This window comes from Paenibacillus sp. GYB003 (assembly GCF_036577625.1).
Lineage (GTDB): Bacteria > Bacillota > Bacilli > Paenibacillales > NBRC-103111 > Paenibacillus_AB.
Window position 1 is genome coordinate 1 of sequence record NZ_JARBDC010000043.1, and the last position, 21,868, is coordinate 21,868.

At 40.8% G+C, this 21,868-nt stretch carries 19 protein-coding genes; 5 read left to right on the forward strand and 14 right to left on the reverse strand.

Annotated elements, in window-relative coordinates; genetic code table 11:
* Window positions 1-85 precede the first annotated feature (85 nt).
* Window positions 86-577, reverse strand: a complete 492-nt coding sequence (locus PV407_RS15035) for a SprT family protein (RefSeq protein ID WP_332090746.1) — start codon at window positions 575-577, stop codon at window positions 86-88.
* Between the two features lie 207 nt (window positions 578-784).
* Here PV407_RS15035 and PV407_RS15040 point away from each other — a divergent pair, with 207 nt between their 5' ends.
* Both PV407_RS15040 and cmpA read left to right on the forward strand, forming a co-directional pair.
* Window positions 785-1,138 carry a hydrolase/acyltransferase gene (locus PV407_RS15040; protein ID WP_332090747.1) on the forward strand — a complete coding sequence of 118 codons (354 nt, stop codon included), beginning with the start codon at window positions 785-787 and terminating at the stop codon, window positions 1,136-1,138.
* Between the two features lie 103 nt (window positions 1,139-1,241).
* Window positions 1,242-1,385 carry a cortex morphogenetic protein CmpA gene (gene cmpA / locus PV407_RS15045; protein WP_332090748.1) on the forward strand — a complete coding sequence of 48 codons (144 nt, stop codon included), beginning with the start codon at window positions 1,242-1,244 and terminating at the stop codon, window positions 1,383-1,385.
* Window positions 1,386-1,444: 59 nt separating this feature from the next.
* On the opposite strand, the gene PV407_RS15050 is transcribed toward cmpA, so the two are convergent.
* The 5 genes from PV407_RS15050 to PV407_RS15070 form a co-directional block, all read right to left on the reverse strand.
* The gene (locus PV407_RS15050; protein WP_332090749.1) at window positions 1,445-3,691 is read right to left on the reverse strand and encodes a Tex family protein; all 2,247 of its coding nucleotides are present in this window, start codon (window positions 3,689-3,691) and stop codon (window positions 1,445-1,447) included.
* A gap of 179 nt (window positions 3,692-3,870) precedes the next feature.
* Window positions 3,871-4,221, reverse strand: a complete 351-nt coding sequence (locus tag PV407_RS15055; RefSeq protein ID WP_138878988.1) for a type II toxin-antitoxin system PemK/MazF family toxin — start codon at window positions 4,219-4,221, stop codon at window positions 3,871-3,873.
* A 3-nt stretch (window positions 4,222-4,224) separates the two neighbouring features.
* On the reverse strand, window positions 4,225-4,506 hold the full coding sequence (locus PV407_RS15060; protein ID WP_332090750.1) for a CopG family ribbon-helix-helix protein: 282 nt from the start codon (window positions 4,504-4,506) through the stop codon (window positions 4,225-4,227).
* A 632-nt stretch (window positions 4,507-5,138) separates the two neighbouring features.
* On the reverse strand, window positions 5,139-6,299 hold the full coding sequence (gene alr / locus PV407_RS15065; RefSeq protein WP_332090782.1) for an alanine racemase: 1,161 nt from the start codon (window positions 6,297-6,299) through the stop codon (window positions 5,139-5,141).
* A gap of 217 nt (window positions 6,300-6,516) precedes the next feature.
* On the reverse strand, window positions 6,517-7,641 hold the full coding sequence (locus tag PV407_RS15070) for an outer membrane lipoprotein-sorting protein (RefSeq protein WP_332090751.1): 1,125 nt from the start codon (window positions 7,639-7,641) through the stop codon (window positions 6,517-6,519).
* A 155-nt stretch (window positions 7,642-7,796) separates the two neighbouring features.
* Between PV407_RS15070 and PV407_RS15075 the strand changes: the two genes are divergently transcribed.
* The 3 genes from PV407_RS15075 to PV407_RS15085 are packed head-to-tail and all read left to right on the forward strand — an operon-like array spanning window position 7,797 to window position 11,087.
* Window positions 7,797-8,927, forward strand: a complete 1,131-nt coding sequence (locus PV407_RS15075) for a mannosyltransferase family protein (protein WP_332090752.1) — start codon at window positions 7,797-7,799, stop codon at window positions 8,925-8,927.
* Between the two features lie 12 nt (window positions 8,928-8,939).
* Complete coding sequence (locus PV407_RS15080; RefSeq protein ID WP_332090753.1) at window positions 8,940-9,536, forward strand: hypothetical protein; 597 nt, start codon at window positions 8,940-8,942, stop codon at window positions 9,534-9,536.
* 45 nt (window positions 9,537-9,581) lie between these two features.
* Window positions 9,582-11,087 carry a sugar transferase gene (locus PV407_RS15085; protein WP_332090754.1) on the forward strand — a complete coding sequence of 502 codons (1,506 nt, stop codon included), beginning with the start codon at window positions 9,582-9,584 and terminating at the stop codon, window positions 11,085-11,087.
* Window positions 11,088-11,564: 477 nt separating this feature from the next.
* Here the strand turns inward: PV407_RS15085 and PV407_RS15090 are convergent, their stop codons facing one another.
* The 8 genes from PV407_RS15090 to PV407_RS15120 form a co-directional block, all read right to left on the reverse strand.
* Window positions 11,565-12,437, reverse strand: a complete 873-nt coding sequence (locus PV407_RS15090; RefSeq protein ID WP_332090755.1) for a methyltransferase domain-containing protein — start codon at window positions 12,435-12,437, stop codon at window positions 11,565-11,567.
* Between the two features lie 192 nt (window positions 12,438-12,629).
* The gene (locus PV407_RS15095) at window positions 12,630-13,751 is read right to left on the reverse strand and encodes a glycosyltransferase family 4 protein (RefSeq protein WP_332090756.1); all 1,122 of its coding nucleotides are present in this window, start codon (window positions 13,749-13,751) and stop codon (window positions 12,630-12,632) included.
* A 66-nt stretch (window positions 13,752-13,817) separates the two neighbouring features.
* Window positions 13,818-14,693, reverse strand: coding sequence for a decaprenyl-phosphate phosphoribosyltransferase (locus PV407_RS15100; protein WP_332090783.1), 876 nt, complete (start codon window positions 14,691-14,693; stop codon window positions 13,818-13,820).
* A gap of 81 nt (window positions 14,694-14,774) precedes the next feature.
* On the reverse strand, window positions 14,775-15,185 hold the full coding sequence (locus PV407_RS29570) for a GtrA family protein (RefSeq protein WP_442951665.1): 411 nt from the start codon (window positions 15,183-15,185) through the stop codon (window positions 14,775-14,777).
* Window positions 15,186-15,213: 28 nt separating this feature from the next.
* Window positions 15,214-15,627 carry a divergent PAP2 family protein gene (locus tag PV407_RS15105; RefSeq protein ID WP_332090757.1) on the reverse strand — a complete coding sequence of 138 codons (414 nt, stop codon included), beginning with the start codon at window positions 15,625-15,627 and terminating at the stop codon, window positions 15,214-15,216.
* Between the two features lie 97 nt (window positions 15,628-15,724).
* Complete coding sequence (locus tag PV407_RS15110; RefSeq protein WP_332090758.1) at window positions 15,725-17,893, reverse strand: hypothetical protein; 2,169 nt, start codon at window positions 17,891-17,893, stop codon at window positions 15,725-15,727.
* A gap of 53 nt (window positions 17,894-17,946) precedes the next feature.
* A complete protein-coding gene (locus PV407_RS15115; RefSeq protein ID WP_332090759.1) occupies window positions 17,947-20,472 on the reverse strand; it encodes a glycosyltransferase in 2,526 nt (841 codons plus the stop codon).
* A complete protein-coding gene (locus tag PV407_RS15120) occupies window positions 20,456-21,865 on the reverse strand; it encodes an FkbM family methyltransferase (protein WP_332090760.1) in 1,410 nt (469 codons plus the stop codon). Before PV407_RS15120 ends, PV407_RS15115 begins: the two co-directional genes overlap by 17 nt.
* Window positions 21,866-21,868: the final 3 nt, after the last annotated feature.

Genomic DNA, 21,868 nt, shown 5'->3' on the forward strand with positions numbered 1-21,868 from the left:
CCAAGAGGCTCTGTATTCCCAGCACAACACCTATCATGAGGCCTTCTGGTGACGGGCGGCCTCCACACTACAAAAAGTGACATTTTTACTGCTCAGTTAAGGTGACATTTTCACAGACGCTTGACAGTTCCACGAGCCGCAGTTTTCCCCGGCATTTGCCGCAGGCGTATTTCCGCGGATCCATCCTGCGTTTGCGCAAATATGCGGTGCCGCAGGATACGCATTCGAGCTTGTAGCGGTAAGCGGCCGCCCGTTTCCGCATGCCGAGCGATTGGCAATAACGCGTTCCGCCCACTTCCGCGAGCAGCTTTTTAAAGTCCGCGTCCCGATGCCGGTAGCCTTTTCGCTGCAAATGCAAATGGTAATGGCACAGCTCGTGCTTAATGATCTTCTCGACTTCCTCCGCTCCGAACGCTTCGTACTGGTGCCAGCTGATGTCGATATTGTGCGAGCGCATGAAATACCGCCCGCCGGTCGTCCGAAGCCGCCGGTTAAACGTCGCCCGGTGCAAAAAGGGCCTTTTGAAGTACTGCAAGGACACCCGTTCGACCCATTGCTGCAGCTGCTTGTCCTCCATGCCCTCTCCCCCTTTACGAACGGCATTTCCGGCACGAATCCTTACTTGAATTTTTACTAGATCATAAGCTACACTGTCAAGTATAAGCCCCCCACAAAAAAGAAGCGTACCTTCGAAACCCATTCCGCTTTACGGGGACCCCAGAATGATCATTTAAAAAGTAGATAGAAAGCGACCGCGAAAACCCGAGAGGAGAACGAACCTGCCATGCCCAAAATGCGATATGCCGTGCTCAAGCTCGGCGATGTCCTCGAATTCGTAGAGATGCCGGCCGATCACGCCTACCAGCTGACGGCGCTGAATCGCCGCCTGCACAAGGAGCTGAGCAAGCTGACCGCCGCGAACGTCCCGCAGCTGCCGCATGTCGTTGCGGAATGCGACGCCCTCGATGTCGTCGACAATGCGTGTCCCGTCCTGCACGGACTCGAGTATATGAACCAGCTGGAGCGCTCGTTTGCCGCTCTGGACGAGAAAGCGTACCCGCTCATTTCGCTGCTCACCGAGATCCGCGCGCTGCAAGCGCAGCTCGAGCAATGGTACGAAGAAGAGGCGGAATCGTAAAACCCGCTTTTTCCGGCGGGACCTGCACCGGATTCGCTCCTTCCCCATATCCTATAGGTAGAAGCACATCATGTGAAGAGACCTTGGAAAGGGGATGGAAGCTATGCCGCAGTGGCTTTGCCATCAGCTGGAGAAAGCGTTCCGCAAGCAGGATATTCGGCAAATTCGGCTGCTGAACGATTGCTGGTTCTTTTATCGAACCAAAATCACCGACTCGAAGGAGTCCGTTCATATATCCCGACCTTAACAACGCCCCGGGGAAACGTCCCCAGGGCGTTTTTTTCGCCAAGCCGGCAGCCGGCCGAATCAAGAGCTTTTGCCCGGATTTTTCATCGTCAATCCGACGCGGCCCTTTTTCAAATCGATGTTCAAAACCCATACCGTCACCGTATCGCCGACCGAAACGACGTCCATCGGATGCTTCACGAACGTATCGCTCAGTTGGGAAATATGGACGAGTCCGTCGTTTTTAATCCCGATGTCGACGAACGCGCCGAAATCGATCACATTGCGAACCGTTCCCTGCAATTGCATCCCCGGCGTCAAATCTTCGATCTGCAGGACGTCGGTGCGGAAAATCGGCGGCGGCAGCTCCTCGCGAGGATCGCGCCCGGGCTTCTGCAAGCTGTCCAATATGTCTCTCAGCGTCGGCACGCCGACGTTCAGCTTCACCGCCAACGTTTCCACGTCCGCATGCTGCAGCTTCGCCTTCAGCTCCGCGGAGCCGAGCGCGTCCAATTCGAGCCGCAGCTCGCGGAACAGACGGTCCACGACCTCGTACGACTCCGGATGGATCGGCGTATTGTCGAGCGGGCTGACCCCTTCGCTGACACGCAAAAAGCCGACGCACTGCTCGAACGTTTTCGCGCCGAGCCGGGGCACCTTTTGCAGCTGCTTGCGGTCCGTGAACTTGCCGTTTTCCTCGCGGTATTTTACGATATTTTTCGCTATCGTCGCGTTGATGCCCGATACATAAGACAGCAGCGACGGCGACGCCGTATTCAGATCGACGCCGACATGGTTGACCGCCGATTCGACGACCGCCTTCAGGCTCTCGTCCAAATGCTTCTGCGCCACGTCATGCTGGTATTGGCCGACTCCGATCGCCTTCGGCTCGATTTTCACCAGCTCCGCGAGCGGATCCTGCAACCGGCGCGCGATCGAAATCGCGCTGCGCTCCGCCACGTCCAGCGTCGGAAACTCCTCCGCCGCCAGCTTCGAGGCGGAATAAACGCTCGCCCCCGCTTCGCTGACGATCAAATATTGCAGCCCGCGTCCCTTCATTTTGCCGATCAGTCCCGCAATGAACTGCTCCGTCTCGCGGGAAGCGGTGCCGTTGCCGATGACGATCAGCTGCACGCCGTATTTCTCGATCGCGGCCTTCACCTTCGCTTCGGCTTCGGCGACCTTATTGTTCGGCGGCGTCGGGTAAACGACATCGATGTACAGCATTTTGCCCGTCTCGTCGACGACGGCCAGCTTGCAGCCGGTGCGGTAAGCGGGATCGACGCCCAGCACGACCTTTCCTTTAACGGGGGCCTGCAGCAGCAAATTCCGCAAATTTTCCGCGAAAATTTGAATCGCATGCTCCTCCGCCTTCTCGGTCAGCTCGCCCCGAACCTCGCGTTCGATCGATGGCGCAATCAGCCGCTTGTAGGCGTCCTCGATGACGAGCAGGAGCGTTTGCTTCGCCGCGGACTCGCCTTTGACGATTTGCTTCGCCATGTAATCGTGTATGCGCTCGACCGGGACGTCCAGCCGTACCTTCAGCACCTCTTCCCGCTCTCCGCGGTTGATGGCGAGCGTCCGGTGCGGCGGCAGCTTGCGAACGGGCTCCTGGTACGCATAGTACATTTCGTACACGGACTCCTGCTCGGCATCCTTCGCTTCCGTTACGACAATGCCCTGATCGTGCGTAAACCTGCGCACCCACGCCCGGATTTTCGCATCGTCGGCAATATTTTCGGCGATAATGTCCATGGCGCCCTGGATCGCCTCTTCGACCGAGCCGACCTGCTTCTCCGCATCGACGTATTTCGCCGCCTCCTGCTCCAGGGAGCCTTGCCGATGCTGCGCCAGGATCCATGCGGCGAGCGGCTCCAGCCCCCGCTCCTTGGCCACGCTGGCGCGTGTCTTCCGTTTTTGCCGGTACGGGCGGTACAAATCCTCCACTTCCTGCAGCTTGACCGCCTGCTCGATCGAAACGCGCAGCTCGTCCGTCAGCTTCCCCTGCTCGTCGATCAGCCGAACCACTTCCAGCTTGCGGTCCTCCAGGTTGCGCAAATATTGCAAACGCTCCTCGATATCGCGCAGCTGCGTCTCGTCCAGCTCGCCCGTCATCTCTTTCCGGTACCGGGCGATAAACGGAATCGTATTGCCTTCGTCGAGCAATTGGACCGAAGCGCGCACCTTGCCGAGCGGCAGCTCCAGCTCCTTGGCGACCTGCTTCAAAATGCGCTCCTGCCTTTGCGCCTTTTGCTCGTCGGTAAGCTCGTATTTGCCCGCTTCCGTTGCCCGGGCGGGTGCTTGTTTCGTTTCCAATTCGTTAGCCATGCCTTACCTCGCTTTTCGCTGTATTCGTCCGACAGCGGGTTTCGGAGCGTTCGGCGGCGCGTTGGTACGCGGCGATCGTTATGCCGTGCGCCCGATCCCGACCCTAAGGGCAATTATACCATACTCCCCCGAAGGCAAAACAAAAAACGAGGGCATCCCCTCGCTTTGTTCTGCCGCTTCTAAAATTCAATCAAGCCGACGCTCACTTGCAGCGCCTCGTCCACCTTCCGCATCGACTCGTCGTCCAGATGGGTGATTTTGTCGGTGAGCCTCTGCTTGTCGATCGTCCGGATTTGCTCCAGCAAAATGACCGAATCGCGGTCGAACCCGTGCGCCTCCGCATCGATTTCTACATGAGTCGGCAGCTTCGCTTTCTGAATTTGCGCGGTGATCGCCGCAACGATGACAGTCGGGCTGAATCGGTTTCCGATATCATTTTGAATAATGAGTACAGGCCGTACGCCGCCCTGTTCGGATCCCACGACAGGTGACAGATCCGCAAAAAATACATCGCCACGTTTCACAATCAAGCTCTACACCCCGCTAACTAAGCGATCGAGGGTACCGTCCGCATCTTCCTCCGCTTGAAAGGCCTCCGTTGCCATATGCAAATTGATTTTCGCCATTTCCAAATAACCGCGCTGCATCGATTCGCGCAAGTGCCGTTTCTTGCGTTCCATCAGGTACAATTTCATGGCCTGACGAATGAATTCGCTGCGATTGGAGTTTTCCTTCTCCACGATGCCGTCCACTTCCTGCAGCAAGTTATCCGGAAGACTGATCATGATCCTTTTCGTGTTATGCGCATTGGCCACCGATCTCGCACCCCCAAAACATTCCCAAACCGTTACTTCCATTATGCCGTTACTGAAGTCATTTTATACAAGACCAAGTATATGCTTGGGATATATCACGTATGTATATCCTTTTGCAAAATATTGTCCGTCGCGAAAAGCCCCAAAAAATCATAAAAAACGTTTCCCCCGAAGGCCGGAAGCGGCATCCCCGAGATTCCGCTTACAGCCGCAAGCAAAACGCCTTTTGGAGCGATCCCCCTAAAAGGTCCGTCTATATCTATTCGATACGGGTCCGGGTTTTCCTTCGCCCGTTTCGCAAAAAAACGCTGGAAAATGTTTCACATCGCAATGCGGACACCTGTCCCGTATTGCATGCAGACCGGTTCCCGCAAGACTTTGGCTGGGTTAGGTAAAGCTGCATTGAAGCTTAGTAAAGGGCGGCAGCTTATATTGCAAAATGCGAAATTGAAAAAAAGCTTTCGCGGGCTTTACGTGCCGGCGAGAAAGGCGCCGCCAATGTCCGACGACCAACAAATCTCCGCACACCTATTTTAAAAGTCGGCCCCCGAGCTTCTTCGATACGTACGCACTAAATGTCGATTTGTCCGAGACCTTCCCGTCTCTGGTCTCGAATTCTCTGCCTCGAGCCTTTAACGCACCAGAGGATTAACTACGCTAACGCGTTTACCGCCTCTCGTATAGACGCGGGGCACCCGATGCGACACCATGCACGTAATTTCGTAATTGACCGTACCGAGCAGCCGGGCCAGTTCTTCCGCGCTGACGACTTCGTCGCCTTGACGGCCCAGGATGACCACTTCCTCGTCCTTCGACGGGTCCGGGATCGAGCTCACGTTCGCCATGCATTGGTCCATGCAAATGCGCCCCACGATCGGCACCCTGCGACCGCGCACGAGCGCATGCGCTTTTTGCGACAGCATCCGGCTGTAGCCGTCCGCATAGCCGATCGGAAGCGTGGCGATCGTTTCTTCCCCTTCGGTTCTGTAAATGACGCCGTAGCTGATGCCGGAGCCCGCAGGAACCGTCTTAATATGCGACATCTTCGTTTTAATGCTCATGACCGGTTCCAAACGAATCCGCTCCCGGTTCACTTCCTCCGAAGGATACAGACCGTACATCGAAATGCCGAGACGAATCATATTGTACGACAGCTCGGGACAATCGATGCCCGTCGCGCTGTTTCCCGTATGCAAATATCGAAACGAAACGCCCTTTGCCCGAAAATAGGCCGCAATCCGTTCAAACTTGGCGTGCTGCGCCAGCGTATACGACTTATCCGCCTCGTCGGCGCTCGCAAAGTGCGTATACATCCCTTCCACGTCCAAAGCCGGGTGCCGAAGCGCCCGCTCCACGTAAGCAACGGCTTCTTCCTCCGTTTGCAGGCCGAGCCTTCCCATTCCCGTATCGATCTTGACATGCACCTTCAGCTTGCCGTCCCCGATCGTATCCAGCGCCGCCCACAGCTCGTCGTGGAATACGGTCAGCGTAATGTCGTGCTCCCGGGCCGGTCGTACGCCTTCCGGAGGCGTATAGCCAAGCACCAAGATCGGTGCGGTCACACCCGCCCGCCGCAGCTCCAAGCCTTCATCCAAAAACGCGACGCCGATATAATCGACACCGCAATCCATCGCTTCCTGCGCCACCTTCATCGCGCCGTGTCCGTAGGCGTCCGCCTTGACGACGGCCATCAGGCAAATATCCGCCGGGAGCGCCCGCCGAAACGCCTCGATATTGCTTCGCAGCGCATCAAGCGAAACCTCTACCCACGTCGGGCGATAAAACGTCTCCAAGCTGTTCACCTTCTTCTCCGAAGCAACTCCTCTCAGGCGGAGGCGCCATCTAAAACCCTTCATCTATGGTAATGCGCCCGTCGCCGACTGTCAATGAATAAACGGTCATAAATCGATCACCGTCTGCGGGAAAATAAAGGAAACACCCACGCGCTTGCCGTCTTTACGGTGCGGATGGGTGTTTCATTTCTACAATTATCGCCTAATTCGCCTTATCTCATTTACCGACTTGCCCTTGAACCGACTGCGCGATTTTAATCATTTCCGTATTCGTAGGCAAATCTCCGGAAGACAAACGGTATTCGATGCCGTCATACGTCCACGTCAACGTCCGCATCCCCTTCTCCTCGCCCGTTAAAATGCCCAGCGTATACCCAAGATCGACGATATCTCCCGTAAGCGAAGTAACCGTCTTGGCCTGCGGCATCGACTCAAGGAGCGTATAGTTATACGTTCCGGAGTAGCGGAACAGCACCGCTTTCTCGTCGCCCAGCTTCACTTCCTTCAAATCTTGCTTCTTCACGCCTTGAGGCATATAGCTCGGCTCGACGATGCCGAAGCTTTGCGCCGCTTGTGTTTTGCTATCGGTCGTACCGGCTTGCTGCGGCGAAGTTCCCGAGGAATCCGGCTTGACGGTTCCAGTCGCGGTTGCACCTTGTTTGGCAGCATCGCCTGCTTTGCCGCCGGTCGGCATCGTTTGCTGAACGTTCCAGCTCGTCATATTGCGCTGCATGTCGAAAGAATCTTTATCGAACTTTTTGCCGAATTCGAACTGCGAAAATTTCACCGACACCATGACATTGTTGTTCTCGTCCGATACTTGCACCTGTTTGGGCGCATAATCTTTCTTGCTCAGCCAAATTTTTTGCCGGGACAGCAGTCCGTTCTGGTAGTTGGCCGCGACATCGAACACGTAAGCATCTTTTTCTTCCGTAAAATGCCGTTCGTTATCGTTCACAATGCTTTGCACAAGCGACTGAAACAAATAAACTTGTCCGGAATTTTCCGGCCAATCGCTTTGGAAACGGAACATTTTATTCAAATGCGGCGTCAGCACGAACACGCCCTCATCGTTACGAAGCACGATCTGCGTAATATCCTTCGCCTCATTCGTGAGCGCAATCCGGTAATAGTGCGGATTTTTGTACCAAACATCCACATTATAATCCTGCGCCTGCTGTCCGGTTTGCAGCGTCATTTTGCCCGATCCTTGATAGCTGTCGAGCTTCCCGATCACATGATCCAAATCTTTGACAACCTGTTCCGCATTTTTCGTCCCACAACCGGCTGCAATCCATGCAACGCACATCACGATGGCCAGCATCCATGTGACCCGACGCATCTCATCAACCCCTCACACGAAATAATGATTACTTGTACATCTCTATGTGGGGGGGTGGACAAATATGCATTTGTAAAGCGTCTATTAATTTAGTGCAGTTAATGATATCATATCGCTGACAAAAGATCAGAAAAATTTGTTACTAAGGTGAATATATGCTTAAACTAAAGCAATGGACAAAAAACGACCTTCTGCTTGCACTACTGCTAATTTTAAGCTCCCGAATATTCTATATTTTTTTCGGAATCATTTTTAATATTTATAAAGGTAGTGACAAAAATTATTTCGATTTGATGAATCAGTGGGATGCTGGATGGTACTTTAGCATTTCTGAAAATGGATATGCCAAGGAACCAACCGGACATGCAAAAGGGGACGCGGCAAACTGGGCCTTTTTTCCTTTATATCCTTTAGGTATTCATTTTTTTTCACGTTTAGTTTCATTGCCGATACAACAATCCGGCGTCATACTCTCGACAATCTCACTGATTGTAGCTACATCGTATTTACTAAAATACGTCACAATAACCCGTAATCGAACTATTGCTGTCATAGCTGCTGTATTGATCACGTACGGACCGTATTCATTTTATTTTTCCTCGACTTATACAGAATCGCTTTTTGCAATGTTGATCATATTGACCCTCTATAATGCACAACAAAAACGTTGGTTGTTATGTGGATTGTTTGGCGCATTTTTATCAGCAACAAGACCAACTGGCGTTTTGATATTCATCCCTGTATTACTGGAGATCGTAATTCCCATTTTTAAAGAAAAAAGAAATATAGCTAACGTTTTTCTCGATTTAATCAAGGATAGCAAAATCCTATTCTCATTATTACTGATCCCCTCCGGTTTGTTTGCTTACATGACTTTTTTATACTTTCATGTAGGAGATGCATTCGCTTTCAGCCACGTCCAAATTGCATGGGACCGCGAAAACGGAAACCCATTTAAACTATTGTTGGACGGTCTTTTTCTAAAAGGGCTATACTCTAAATACGCTTCGATCTGGGGAATTGTCGCAATATCATTGTCTGTATATCTTTTTATTCGTAAAAAATTTGGCGAAGCCATATTGGGTTTTTTATGTATTATTATTCCTTTATTATCAAGTCTGCAATCCATACCTAGATATGTCGTAGGATGTATTGTCCTTACCATCGCTTTAAGCGAAATTATATGTCGTTTAACTAAATGGAGATGGGCAATAGTAGTTCTATTCTGTATCGTTAACGTCCCGCTCACATATCTTTGGTTTTCGGCAAGTCCGTATATGGCATAGGAGATTAAAGTCATGAAATCATTATTATTAAAAATCACTCTTTATTCTGCCGCATGTTTACTTTGCATCTGGTATGTTACGGTATTGTATTTGTCACAAAGACCCAATGTGAGTACAGAATACTATATGCACTACATTGCCAAAACATTAGTTGATTGGCCTGGAAACGGAGGGCTCCAGTATCAGATAGGAACTAAACTTTTTATGGGATCGAGAGCTACAACAAATGAAATAACCCCGGCTAAAAATCGTGGACGAGGTTGGTTGGCCCAGGAATACGATGGGCAGTGGGCTGATAATGATGCACAATTATTTTTTATTATTAATCAAAGTGCTTTTACCCATGATCTCCGGCTTGTCGTGGACGCTACCATTAAAGGCACTACTCGAAAAGTCAATGTTCTTATTAATGGAATGATGGTTGGTCAAATTAATTCAAATGGATCCAAGAATACTTATGAAATCAACATTCCGTATACAGTAATTAATAAATTTCCAATTGTATGCGTAGAATTTAAAATAAATGACGAAGTAGTCGATCCAGAACTGCTTATACATTGGGTCAGTATTAGCGCATCAAGAGGCCCCAATAACGGATCTATTCTGTGATATAATGAATAGAAAAGAATTTTTAATATTCTAAGGAGCCTTTTCATGAGTATTCAGGTTCATACAAATAATTCTTTGAAACCAGGACGACTTTTAATTGCCGAAGACATTGTAAGCTATAAAAAGAAAACGCACCGACTTGAATTTTTCTTAAATTTTATTTTTATCACTCTAGAGTATCTTTTTTACTTAATTAGCTTTTTATTCCTTTTTTATTTCAAGGTAATCCCTGATTACGACAATATAAATTTCGAAAATTGGTTAAGTAGTTTACTACAGATTCCGGTTATCGGTGAGTATGTGTTGCTACTAACAGTCATTTTCTCTATTTATACCGGGTTCCTTTATCAACGAGGAATGTTTAAGTGGAATCGTGACATCAAAATTGTTGAAGATACAATAATAGCTTGTAAGGCTGCCGCATTCTCTTTCTTAATTGCTTTGGGACTCTTCTTTTTTCTTAAAACAAGTATCATTTATTCTCGTATTCTGATCCTTTCCCTTGCCCTTTTGATGGTAGCATGCTTTCTCTTGACGAGAATGATAAGAATCGGAGCAATACGAGCTTTGCGGAACACCAAATATTATTGTAAAAATGTATTGATTATCGGAGCAGGCCGCGTCGGAGAACAAATTCGCAATAACTTGATCTCCAATAAAATATCAAGTTCCCGATTTATTGGTTTTCTGGATGACTACAAAAATGGCGATCAAGTTCTTGGCAAAATCAGCCATATTGAGGAACTTGTACAGAAGTATAAGATTCACGAGATGTATATTACCATTCCTTCGGAAAGAGGTATGATTAATAAGCTTATTACAAACGTACGAAAATACGATGTTCAAATAAAAATTATTCCAGAGATGTTTGAACTAGTAACTTCAAGCGTTTCGTTTGATCACGCATTCGATTATCCATGCATCGAAATCGTAAGGACACCGCTTCGCGGTATTAATTTATTTATGAAAAGAAGTGCTGATTTTATTTTGTCAGCTATTGGAATTGTTCTGATTTCACCATTACTGGTGATAATTGCATTGGCTATAAAGTTGGATTCTAAGGGACCAATTCTAATCAAACAAAAACGAATAGGTAAAAACGGTGCTCCTTTTTATATGCTTAAGTTTCGATCAATGGTTGAAAATGCGGAACAACTTAAGGCATCATTGGTAGAAAAGAACGAAGCAGTGGGGCCCGTATTTAAAATTAAAAACGATCCTCGTATAACACGAATTGGCCGTTTTATCAGGAAATATTCTTTAGACGAACTCCCCCAGCTTTTTAATGTACTTTTTGGCCAAATGAGTTTAGTTGGACCACGTCCACCATTGCCTAACGAAGTAGAGCAGTACTCAGATTATCAATGGAGAAGATTCGACGTTCGACCAGGAATAACCGGACTGTGGCAAGTAAGCGGTAGGAGTGATTTACCGTTCGATGAGTGGGTAAAACTTGATATTTACTATATCGAAAGATGGAGTTTATCTTTGGAGTTTAAAATAATTCTCAAGACGATACCAGTTGTCTTAAAGGGCGAAGGGGCCTATTAGTTTAACATTAAGTTTAATTCCAATTATCCCTAGGCAGCTCCCTCTTTTACAAAGAGAAGCTGCCTAGATTCCTGTTTTGACCATAATATTCGTATAGGGTCAAGCATCTTAAATAATTCCAATTCATATATCATAATAGCACATAACGATTTGTCGGTATTATTTGACTGTTTTACATCTTCTGACTTCAACTAAATTGTTCTTTTCTATTTTATTAGTAGCGAAGCAGAAGAATCATGGTGAACCCCAAAGATAGCGTAGTTCTAAGCTCCATAATCACCTATAAACGGTTTATACTGCTAAGCTAATTCGTCACGGAAAATCCGCCAAAATCTTCTCTTTCTAGGGATTGCATATGTGATTGAGAATGAATCTCAAGGTATATAACGAAGGGGAGTTTTGTCTTAAGGTTTATGTCAGACAATGAATGCATTGGGTTCAACCATTTTTTTCACATTGTATTGACTCCAAAGTCTATTATCTAACCTGGGCTTCACCTCTGAGCCAGTAGGGAATCCCAAGTAAATAATCTACTGGGATAAATTTCAGGAATCGTACCGCTAACTTTGTTTTTAGACTCAACTTCTCAGATTGTAATAAGTATGCAACCTGCTCATCCGATCTAATAGCTTTATATTTTACACTTATATTTACAAACGACGCTTTTAGGAGAGTGTATCTTAGTACACGCTTTGTAAATAAATTAATATGACCGGGAAATGTAGGGGGCTTTTTAAAGCCTCGAATAAAATCCTGAATCTCGGCCCTCCATTTCAAACCCGCTTCATTTGGAACTTCAATACATATAATAGAACCCGATGGCGAGATGCTTTGAAGAAAATTCAAATATTTCGTTGGGTAAGGAACATGTTCCAATACATTGTCCATCAAAAATAAAGCCTTTTTATTCAATGAAATAACCTCTTTAACCGCGTTCTCCAAGGAAACTAAGGGATCACCGGTAAAAACTTTAGTTCCTTGCCCCATCAAGTAGTCAGCAAATGTTGAATTAGGTTCAATGGCCATATAAGGTATACTAGGGTTTATTTCTCTAAGTTGTTTTGCAACAGAACCTAAACCAGCCCCAATTTCTACTACAATAAAATTTTCATTCCATTTAGATAATAGCCAGTTTGCTTTTTCCTTAGCGATTTTATCAAATATTCTACTGGACTCAATGTATCTTTTATAAACGTCATGCAGCGTATCACTTTCTCTTTCCAACTCACTTATATAGGACTTCAACCTTCCTCCATTGCAATTATTACACTTTACCCAAATTAAATTACTATATTGTATAATTTTTTTGTAGGTCGCTGCATTACTACAAAAGGGACATTCTTCATTCATTTAGTATTAACCTCTTTTCGATATTATGATAATTTTACAATCTATACTCAAAGTGGACCAAACAAAGTATTTAATACCAAACCACCCCATTTAAAGCGGTTAAATAAATTTAAGCAACTGCTATTCATAATAGTGGTGTAAGTGCTAGGATCCCTGGTGCCTTATTCCAATTACTACCCAAGATGCCAACTCTCATTTAATAATTTTACTTATCAGAATTTTATATTTATCTATTGCGCTTTCGATCCCATAGCATTTTTCTACCAGATGCCTTTCTTTTATATATTTCCTCTTATTTGATGCCACTTTAATTATTCCCTGAGCTAGACTCGATACGTTACCTGGTTCTATTAATTCACCCATACCTGTGTTTTTAACTACTTCTCTAACTCCTGCAATATTTGAAGCAACCACAGGGGCTCCACTTAACATAGCTTCAACTTGGACCATTCCGAATGCTTCGAGCGAATTAATACTTGGTAAAATAAATACATCAATAGAGTTATAGAACTCTATAAGTTCATCCTCTTTAAGTTTTCCAACGAATTTAATATAGCTTTCATCCCATGCCAAACTTTTTTTCAACTTCCTGTAAATGCTTCCGCCTGCAATCCCCTCGTAATCACCAACAATTATAACTTCAAGATTCGGAAATCTTTCTCTAACTAAAGGCGCAGCTTTAATTAGTACGTCTATCCCTTTTTCTTCGACAATCCTACCACAAAATCCAATAATAATATTACTTTCATCAATGGTATTCTTATTTTTATTTTTAAGTTTTTTGTAAAAAGATGAAAAAGGGTGTATCTGTTCCCATTTCGATCTGAACTTTGGAAGTATTCTTGAATTTTCAGCATAATCATAACTTCCTACTACAATTTTTTTAGCCCTAAATAAACAAAAAAAAGAAGATATATCCATGATTCGAACCATCAAATTGTTAAATAGTGAATGGGGTAAATTAATATCACAATGATAAGTTACAACAATTTTCTTCCGATTAGTAAGCCATGCAAAAAGGCCGGCTTCAACCATCGGTAAATGCAAATTAACTATATCCATTTCTTTTTGTAATCCAATAAATTTATATATGAAAGATGGACTAATATAACCCTTACTTATTTTAGAAACGATACTGGCTCTAATAACAGTAACTCCATTAACTATCTCTGTATCTTCAAGATCTTCAATATGTTTCCCCGTTAGTACAGTTACGTTATGTTCCTTTGCTAACTCTTCAGCTAAAGCTCTTGCATATTCTGATAAACCACTTATATATGGCCAGTAGTAATTAAGCACAATAAGTATTTTCATTTTTTTCATCCTCTAGCAATTGTAGTATTACACAGTTCCCTCATAAAAAAGCCGTAAAATCATTAATCAATCTAAATATAGTATGACTAATGTAGCAACAACATATAGAAATACGGTCAGCAAAATGTGCTTATCCTGTAATAGAAGCTTTTCTGGTGCCCCTCCTTTGCCCTCCACATGAATGATATATAAATATCTGAATATCCCATAAATAACTAGAGGTATCGTCCACATTAAATATAAAGAGTGCCCAGAAGTAAAAGTAAATATCGCATAACATATAATTGTCGCTGTTGTTACAATTCCGGTAAACTGATCCAACAATGTAATCGTATAACTATCAAGCACCTTCCTGTGTATGCCTTTGTTTTGTTGTAATAACACTAACTCATGCCTTCTCTTTCCAACTGCTAGAAACAAGGCAAGCAATAAAGTACATAATAAAAACCACGGAGTAAATTGGACATTAATTACTAATCCCCCGCCAATAGCTCGTAAAACAAAGCCAGACGCAATTACCATAATGTCGAGTATAACGATATGCTTTAATTTGAAGGAATAGGCGATATTAATTAAAAAATAAAGAAAAATCAATAAGCCAAATAACATTTTTAGATAAAAACCAACAGCAATCGACAAAGTTAAAAGTACCATCCCAAATATTAATGTCATAACGGGATTTAAGGCGCCAGAAGCCATTGGACGATACCGTTTTTCAGGATGGAGCCGGTCAGCCTCCCGATCAACATAGTCATTAACTATATATACACAACCTGAAACTAAACAAAAAAGAATGAAGGCTACTATAGTTTTTAAAGTGCCTTCCAAATTAAATAGATTTTCTGAGAAGAATAGAGCAGCAAAAACCAACAAATTTTTCGTCCATTGTTTCGGTCTAAGTTGTTTAATTAGAAGAGTTATTATGTTTGAGTTCTTTTGTATATTAGCAGGCTCGAGTTTGGCAATGTCAGAGTTGAAATTGTTCACAAATTTTCCCCAACTTTCTCGAAACATTCTATATGATCACTTATTTTTAAAGATAATAAACTTTGATAAAATAAAATTCAGTCCAATGACCAACACACTAGCAATTATTTTTGATAGCATAATAGGTAATAGAAAAAATTCGATAAATAAGGTTAACAATATACTATCCAAAATAAGTGTAGTTATTCTCATAATAATAAACAAGCAGAATTCTTTAAAAATGATATATATTCCTGCAGAAATGTTTTTAAAAATATAATATTTATTGATTATGAAGAATAAAAGGGTAGCAATTAAATATGATATAACATTACTTGCAAGGTAACCTAAAGAAAATTTCAATAATAAGTAAAACAATATAAAATTTATGCTAGATATCAATATCCCGGTAGCTACATATTTCAATGTCTCAATTATATTTTTGGAGGATATATATCTCTTTATCACAATTTTTGATCCTCTTCACTTTGATTTTTTAAAATATTAATAGTGATCCTAGGTATCCAAGAATTGCTCCCACCATCAATCCTCCAATCACCTCGAATATGTTATGCCCTTGCTGCTCTCTAAGTTTATTAAAATCTTTTATATCTTTGTTCATAAAATTAATTATAGTTGCATGTTTACCTAAAGATCGTCTAATCCCCGTCGCATCAATAATAACAATCATCAAAAGAGCAACCGAAACTGAAAATGTACTCGTAAAACCTTCACTGAATAGTATAAGAAAAGTAACAGATGAGACGACACTGGTATGAGTACTAGGAAATCCTCCATTCCCGACTTTCTTCAATGCTTCAGAGCCATTTTTGAAGTAATTAATCAAAAATTTGATAGTCCCGGAAACTATCCAAGATAGAATTGGGATGACAAGATATAGTATATTCATTTAAATTCCTCTTGACTGGTTCAATATAGATATTCGACTGCCCGACATTCTTAAAAAACATATTCGAGCAGCCGTGAAAATGCAATTTGTGCCAGTACTAGTATATTTCGATTTCCTGAAACGCTAGTCCTAGGACCATTTCTGATGTTGATTGTGCCGGTAAATCCTTCAATACAAATTTGACTTGATTCTTTTGGGTGAAGTTTATTGGTTTCGACTCATAATGTCTCTCATTACTATTTATATTTAATTCATCAATAGTTTGACCGTTCACAATTATTTGCAAAGTTGCACTAGTTTTATTTGGTGGTAAATAAGCCTTAAATCTTAATCTTCCTATTGATTCGTTCCTACAGCTAACTTCAATGGATGCCTCTTTAGAAATCCAGCGAGCAGGTAGATTGTCCCATATAATGTCATAATGCGGCCATCCTTCAGAAAGTTTGATATCATAATTGGTTTGGCCATTAATTTTGAAAATATTAATTGCCCCGTTACTATAGATGACTTCATTTTTTTCCTTGATGATATCATTTCGTCTTTTTATTACATAAGAAACCGGTTGATCTTTTATTCCTTCAATTGAGTTATCCTTTACTTGCAAAAAGAAATCACTAGGGTTATTGAATATGACTTTATTATCTTTTAAGTAGTATGCAATTATATGCTGCTGATTAATATCAAACCCATCCACTTGTATAATATCATTCTTACTTATTGTACGAGATATATCTTTAAGATCGTAGAATTCTTCTGTTAAATAAGAAGAAGAATTTATATAAGCTCTCTCATGCAGTATTATATTCTTTATATTTATGCCTACAATCATGCACAATATTATGCAACCTATTATCAGTAAAGGTCTGTATTTAAATTTTACAAATAGCTGATATATACCGAATGCTAATAAAAAGGCAAAAATCCAATAGCTATAATATAAATTTTTTAGAAAGTGGTTATCAGCATTATGAAGCACATTAATAAATACAAATAAGTAAAAGAAAATGAAAGGGGCAAGAAATATTAGAATATCTTTTCTCAAGGTTATAGCACCTATAATAAGCAATACAACAAGAATACTTGCTATAAAATATTGAAGCGCAGTTGGTTGAGCATAAGAACCTTCATGAAAACCAAACATCATTAAGATTCTTTGTATGATAGTCATGAATTGTTCTGTATCATTAGTAGTAGTAACAATATTAGCAATTAATAAATTATATTTAAATGTGATATAGGATGAAATAGGGTTAAATAATATTGTTCCTACAGACATAATCAGTCCATAAGCTATTATTCTCTTTACATTTTTAAAGTCTGAAAGAACTTTATATAAAACTAATAAACATACCGGTATAATGACATATGCAGTAAATTCACTGTAAACCGAAAGCATTCCACTAAAAATAATAGAAAAGTAAAATATATACCTTCTATTCATTTCAAATAGCACTTTATAAGCCAACCCAATACTCATAATTATGAAAGCTATTCCTGCTGTTTGAGGCACCATATGGTGTGATAAAGTTGAAAATATAGTAAAACTTAATGCCATTAAGCCGCAATAAAAATACGCTAATTTCCTCGGTAATTTGAACACATAAAAGCAAAGAAAATAACACGCAAAAATTATTAATAGATAATAGAAAGCTGCCGATATAAAAAAAGTATTAAAAGGATTTACTTGAAAAACAGAATTTGGCATAATACCAAAAAAATCCGTTCCGACTCTGGAGAATCTAGAAAAGTGCAACGCTGCGCTCATGTAAAAAGGTTGAATCATAGAATACGTTGGTGATGTAAAATAACTATTATTTTTTAGCCATTCTTGTATAGAACTATAATAAGCAATATCGCCACCACCGTACATGGTTGGTAATCCTATGTTAAATGAAGGATATAAAATAAAAAAAACTGGCAACATACATATCGATATTACAATTAACTTTTCATTAGATATCGGATTTTTTTTAATTACCATTATTAATATTAATAAAGATATAACCATTATATATGTCAAGATAATTGATATTAATTTAGAACTTATGAATGGATTGGTGTTTTGTAGGATCGTTATAAGTGCTGCCATGCCGAGAAAAGGGTACAAAAAAAACTCCTCTTCACTCTCTATGCTAGTTAATTTGTTTAAAAACTTAAATCTTTCGGATAATTTATTACCGACGTACTTATACAACGAAACTATCAAATATCCTGCAGTAAAGCTTATTAAAATAAAATAAATTAATATACCTAGAGTGTTAAACATCAAAATTTTACTCCTTATTAAACTAATATCGCTTTATATTGACAAACTACTTATTATTTTAGATATACTAGTGTTTTAGACAATTCATAAATATCCTCTTCATTCTTTTTATTGGATATATATTCTATAAGATCTTTTAATACTTGTTCAGTTAGATATGATTGACGGTTACTTATAATACAATCAACGTATTGTTTTGTAATTTTTTCAATATCTAGATTATTTTTTGCATATTGCCTTGCATTTTCACCAAGCTCTTTGATTTTTTCTGGATTAACTACCAGTTCTTTTAATTTTTGATAAACCAAACTAATTTCTTCTTCCAGAGTTAAGTTTTCTGGAGATTTAATTTTAATACAACAATGATCAGGTATTTCCTTGAAGCTTCCAATATCAGAAATCAAAACACATTTCCCTTTTGCTAAAATTCTCATAAGACTTCCCGATGTTTCACCGTTATAAGGAAACCTCAAATTCATACAAATATCTGTAGCTTCCATGTATTCTTCAAATGAATCTAATTCAGTATATCCGGTTACTACTACTTTATTTTTTAAATCATTATTCTTTAAATACTGCTCCAGTTCATCCTTAATACCCGTACTGGAAGAAGGTTGTCCTACTAAATACAATAATACATTGTCGTGATTTTCCGACAGTTTTTTGAACGCTTTAACGATGGGCATTATCCTCTTCGTTTCATGAATGTGGCCGAAGGCAGATAGAATGATTTTGTTTTCATCTATTTTATATTTTTTACGGATCTCTTTTAAATCAGGGATTTCTTTAATTTCAGCGTAATGCAATATTTTTCGCACACTTCTCTGGATATTTTTTTCCAATAAGAGTTTCTTGGCATAGTCGCTATGAACAATTATTTTTTTGGCATAATTAATGACGACTCCATTAGTTGGAAGTTCGAATATTTTTGGATGAGATCTTCCCATTCTGAGTTCGTTAATATAATGATCAACGAAATCATTCGGATAATCTTCATACAAAAATCGTTTATATTTTTCCATATCGCCGGTTGCTGCAGTTATATGATACAGCAAACCATGCAAATTATAATCATGCAGCACAAGAGTTCCAGAAGTGGTTTTGATATAATCTAACATATAGGCATGAAATTCGCTATTCCCCATCTGGAATATTACATCATCGTATTCGTATTTTTGAGAATAGAACGAAGTATGTTCATATACGGAAATGTTATGAGCAAATTCACACTCAGGAGTGTAGTTTTTATCAATATAGACATCAATGTCAAAAAAATTTGAGAGCCCATTTATGATATCAAAACTATAGTCCGCGATACCTGATTGTAAAGGTGGCAAAGGAGTGAAGAAGGCAATCTTCTTTTTTTTATTTTCAATTTTATTTACTTTCATAGGTTTAATGGCATTAATGGCATTAATGGCATTCAATGTACTCAAAGAAACATTGTTCCAATTAAATTGTTTAACACGTTCATATCCTTCTTCTTTCAATTTATTAAGATCTGTATTTTCAAGTATCTCTACTAGCCCCCTGGTAATATCATTGATATCAAAAGGATCAACTAGAACCGCTGCTCCTGAAGCTATTTCGCCTAGACTCGAATTGTTTGAAGTCAATACTGGTGTTCCGCATGCCATGGCCTCTACAACCGGCAATCCAAAGCCTTCATACTGAGAAGGAAATGCAACAATATGCGCAAGATTATAAAGTTTCACAAGATGATCCAATGGCACAAAATTAGTAAGTATAATCCGGTCTCTAACATTATGTTTACTTGCTATGTTATAGTAGCGCTCCATCGATTCTCTACTTAACTTGCAAGCAATAACCAGCTGGTATTGATCAATTAGTCGTCTAGGCATTTTAGAAAAGGCCGTGATTAGACCGCCAATATTCTTACGATCGTCGTCCCCCCCAGTACACATAATAAATTGGTCTTTGATACTATAGGTTTGTTTAATTTCATCTAAATCATCTTCGGATATCTCGATTTTTTTATAGCATTCATCTGTTCCCGCATATATAACATCAATTTTTTCTGGATCTATATGAATATGGTGAACAACATCAACTTTCGCACTTTTTGAAATAGCCAATAGCTTGTTTATTTTCTTTAAATTGCTTATATGGCCCATATACTGGTTGTATGTGAATTTGTCAGCAAGATATCTATTTTTAAAAACGTAAGGTATTATATCGTATAATGTAGCAATCGTCGTAACATCCTCGAACCAATCCATGTTATACGAAATTAGAGCGTCAAACGGCGAAGTGAAATAATATATTTCAATATCATGTTCTTTAATGAATTTTTTAATCAATTCGCCAAAAAGCTCCGAAAACGATTTATCTTTACCAAGAAATCCTCCTTTCCCCAAATAAAAATAATGTTCGCTTACATTGTCAGAATAATTTAGTAGTGATTTAAGGTCTATATCCTCATAAAAATTCAACAGAAAATATCTATTACTTTTATCCAATTCAAATAATTTCTTCAACTGACTTGTACTATAATTACCGATACCTCTATTTTTAGAGTCCGGTCCAAGAATAGCCAAAACATCAATTGCTATATTCATTCTCTTTATTCCTTTCGTTCATATATCTTTTGTCTAGAAAAATCGAATTAATTCCAGTAAAAGCATATTCATCATAACCCATGCTATTCAGAAATTCTTTAATTGCTGCATTCTTTGTATTGTAATTCAAATTAATATCATATTTGATCATTTCGGTTACAACAATGAGTGGTCTATAATTAACAAAATCGATTGATTTTAAAACCTCCATGTCTTTGCCTTCGATATCTATCGAAAGAATTGTAGGAGATTTACCAAGATATTGCTTTACAATTGTGTTATATGATATGGTTTCTATAACCTTTTTGTCGATTATTTTTAAACTAGGATTAATTTCACAAAACTTTACCGCAGCTTCATAATCAGGTGTGCTTAGTCCATCCCCATTCAATATATAAAATTCAATTTTATTATCATCTACAACATCTACACATTTATTAACGATTATATCTCTGTGCCGGTAAAACTTAAGTTCCGGAATAAGGACAGAATTAGCTTCTACTAGAACACCCTTTGCACCTTTTTTATAGAAAAAATACGTATTACTTAGTTCTTTTGCATGATTAGCGCCAAGATCTATATAACTAACTTCCTCAAAAGGAATTCCAAGTACATGTATGATATATGCTATTATACTGTCCTCTCCGGATTGCGCGAATGTATTTTTTTCAAAGAAACTGCTGCTTTCACTATCCCCGCTGAAAATATCCATTTCTTCAATCTTATTTACAAAAAGGGTATTTTGATTATTATATTCTTCTTGTAAGCTTTGTTTTTTTTCAATTAAAGCGATCCTATCTTCAAATTGTCGGTTCATATCATTTATTTTTTCTATAAAGCGTTCATGTAACTCTTGCTTGATTTCGGAAAGTGCTTCGTGATATTCTTGCTTGCGCACAAATTGTGGAAGTTCAGCAACAATTTGATTGTGTTCTTGTTCTTGAACATATTTCGAAAACTCGTTATCAAGCTTTATTTGCTTTTGTTGCAATTCTTGCGTAGTTTGAACAAATTGCTCAACCATTCCAGTTTTACTTAAAAGCTCTGAAGCTAACTCTGTCAACCTTCCGATTGCCGGTGTTACCGCGTTATTAAATTCTGTTTGTTGAATAGTAACAGGCTCAAGGTACCATTTTAATAGTTTTCTTACAACCTTCTTACCAAAAACTATTAACGGTCCTGTTATTTTTCGATGGGAAAACAAGTATCTGTAAGCATGATTTTCTCTTGTTTTCAACATAGTATTAATGAACCGATGAAGTTCTGATAGATATTGATGGTGTCTCTCCGCGGATGGTACTTGGTTAACATCAATAACTTCGGTATCTTTCAGGCTTTCCTTTAATTTATTAAAAATTACTTCGTGTTCAATACTTTGAAACTGCTGGCTCATAAG